This window comes from Mesorhizobium sp. M7A.F.Ca.CA.004.04.2.1, assembly GCF_004022825.1.
In the GTDB taxonomy this organism is placed as follows: Bacteria; Pseudomonadota; Alphaproteobacteria; order Rhizobiales; family Rhizobiaceae; genus Mesorhizobium.
On record NZ_RZPH01001222.1, the window covers coordinates 1 to 1575 of the forward strand.

The window sequence follows — 1575 nt, forward strand, 5'->3', positions numbered from 1 at the left end:
GCCGTAGACAGCGTCGGCGGGTTTTGATTCACATGGCGGCAAGGCTACAACCAGACTTGCTGGCTTTCTAACTGGGTAGCAGGCCGTTGGTTCCAACCACCGCAATCGGCTGAACGTGGTGCCGGAAATTCTCTCCTCGGCCAGAGCATTCAACCAGTCTGATCCATCCGGCCCTTATGCACACAGCTGTTTTGAGTAGCGACGCCGAGGAGAGAGGCGGGGGCCGAAGCTGCTGGCGCGCTGACCTTGGAGATCGGATTGAATCATTGCTGGTGGGTCGCAGGGCCGCCGATCAATGCGGTTCGCACGACGAACATAAAGCAGCACGGTCTTAATCAACGCGGCGGCGCTATGCGGACTTCAAGACGCTTCGCAGATCGGCAGCGGCTGTGGCGGCGGTGCCGGATGATCCTTCCTGTATTGGGCGATGATCGGCTCAAGGGTCTTTCTCGGCCAGAATTTCGGTGTGCCGATTTCCTTCAGGCAGGACGCGTTCCAGTAGGCGCCCGGCTGTGAACGGTCGGCTGCGACCGCGGTGATGTCGCGCGATTCCGGGTAGATGTAGAGCGTCGTCGGATTGTCCTTGACCATCGGGATGATCCGCTTGGCATCCGCCGGCGACCAGCTGGTGCAGCCATTGCTGCGACCGCCGGCATAGTCCACCAGCTTGCCGAACGGCACGAAGCCGTCATGGTCGGCGTGCGAGCTGTTCGGGTTTTTGCGCAGGCACATGCCATGCAGCACCTGGGCAGCGTGACCGCCGATCGCCCGCTGCCTGGCGTTCGCGGCTTCGCCTTCGCCGTCGAACTGGATGAAGGTGCGCTGGAAAACCGCGTCCTGCTTCGCGCCGGTGCGGTAATAGCCCTTGAACGAGGTTTTGGCCTCGCTGGTCATATAGGCGCCGCCGGCCGTCAACGATGAATCCATCGCATTGCCGAAGTTCTTCGCGCACCGTTTGCCGTTTGAAAAATCGACGACGCCTTTCAAATTCCGCCCGCTGCCGTGGCCTGACGAAATCGCGCTAAACGACTGGCTGGCCTCGCAGATGACGTAATAGCGACGGCCGAGCACGCCATTGCCCAGATCGCTGGGGCGTGTGGCATCCATGGCGAAGTAGCAGGGGTTCTTGACAGCGCCTTGCGCGACCTTCTTCCGGTAAAGCGCGCGGGCTCGTTCGAGGACAATTTGCGAGATCTGGCCGTCGCTGTCGCCGACATGAGCCTGCAGCCAGGCTGGAACGGCAGATGGTGCGGCAAAGGATCGGGCCGATACCGCCACGGCGATGACGACGAGAAGGCTGGCGACGACACCCAGAGAAACAGATCTCAACCGCACCGGATCAATTCTCCTTGTCGAAGCGAATGGCGATTTCTTGCGGCATTGCCGCGAGAATCGATCATAGATGGCCTCGCATTATCGGGCGAAACACATCTTGTTTAGCGTACCCGCATGAAGAGCCGTAAAGCAGGTCGATGCATGCAACGGCCTACGCCGACATGCTGGCTCCAGGCTTGCGGCGGACGTCTTCGCTTCCTTGAAGCAGGGCAACGAACTCGGGTTGGCGGGGCCCTTCGG

1 protein-coding gene is annotated in these 1575 nt (G+C 60.9%); it reads right to left on the reverse strand.

The window, feature by feature from the left end; translation table 11 throughout:
- Positions 1-360 precede the first annotated feature (360 nt).
- The gene (locus EN893_RS33225) at positions 361-1335 is read right to left on the reverse strand and encodes a hypothetical protein (protein ID WP_127271332.1); all 975 of its coding nucleotides are present in this window, start codon (positions 1333-1335) and stop codon (positions 361-363) included.
- Between the last annotated feature and the right edge of the window lie 240 nt (positions 1336-1575).